Source organism: Cyanobacteriota bacterium, assembly GCA_025054735.1.
GTDB lineage: Bacteria > Cyanobacteriota > Cyanobacteriia > SKYG9 > SKYG9 > SKYG9.
Genome location: JANWZG010000656.1, coordinates 1 through 1298, shown reverse-complemented (window position 1 = coordinate 1298; position 1298 = coordinate 1). Strand labels below are relative to the sequence as shown.

General features: G+C 51.9%; 1 protein-coding gene. It reads left to right on the top strand.

All coding sequences use genetic code 11. From position 1 onward, the window contains the following. Positions 1–409: 409 nt before the first annotated feature. Positions 410–1298, top strand: an 889-nt coding sequence (locus tag NZ772_19140; GenBank protein ID MCS6815673.1) for a filamentous hemagglutinin N-terminal domain-containing protein, incomplete at its 3' end; no start/stop codon positions are given.

Genomic DNA, 1298 nt, shown 5'->3' with positions numbered 1-1298 from the left:
TAACTACGCACCCAACAGTCACCCAATATAGATTTAATACCAATTCTCCATAATGGCTACGGATAGCTCGTAGTAAGGATTAAGTCGCTACTGCAACCTAATGGGTTATGTCACTAGCCATTGGAGAATTGATATACCCAGGAGGTTTCTACACCTTGTGGAAGCAGATTGTATCGCAATAGTCTTCATATCTATAACGTTAGCTGCTAAAGCTAGTGAAGGATAGCTCTTTAAGGCATCTACTAAACACGGGAACCTATAGTTTAGGATGTAGTCCTAAACGTAGGATTGCTCTAGATACTGCTATCCTCTCAGTCCAACTACAAAGCTTCCTAGATTAGTTAGTTGCTTACTACTTGGCTACTGGTTGCCATATGTTTTCCCTCGACAAGTGTATTCTTTGCAAGTCATGCATAGTAAGAGACTGTTCATATCTAGGTTTATAGCTGGCTCTTTGCCCAGTGTAGGACTGCTGCTAGCTTTCCCTGCCCTTGCCCAACCTATCACCCCTGCCAGCGATGGCACAGGGACGATCGTCACTCCCAACGGCAACGAATTTCTGATCAACGGTGGCACCCAAGCTGGAGCCAACCTGTTCCACAGCTTTCAACAATTCGGACTCGACACCAACCAAATCGCCACCTTCCTCGCCACCCCAGACCTGCAAAACATCCTCGGCCGCGTCATCGGTGGTGACCCTTCCGTGATCAACGGCTTGCTGCAAGTTACGGGCGGCACCCCCAACCTGTATCTGCTGAACCCTGCGGGGATCATCTTCGGCAACAGCGCCAGTCTCAACGTCCCTGCCAGCTTCACCGCCACCACCGCCATTGGCATCGGCTTTGGCACCGACAACTGGTTGAATGCTTTTGGCACCAACAACTACACAACCTTACTGGGAGATCCCACTGCTTTTAGCTTTAGCATTGATCCCCCCCAACCCCCCCTTGCTAGGGGGGGGCTATTGGAGTCAGAATCCCCCTTTTCAAGGCAGGCAGGGGGGATCATCAATGCAGGCAACCTAGCGGTCGATCCCGGACAGTCCTTGAACTTGATCGGCGGCAGCGTGATCAACACTGGCACCCTGAGCGCTCCCAGTGGCAGCATTACCCTGTTGGCAGTTCCGGGTTCTTCCCTGGTACGTCTCTCACAGCCCAGTAGTTTGTTGAGTTTAGAGATTGCAGGACAGCATCAGGCGGCACTATTTCCCCTCTCCCCGGCTGCTTTGCCTCAATTGTTGACGGGCAGTGGGTTATCGTCCCAAGCGACGGGTCTGGCGGTGGAGGCGGATGGCACAG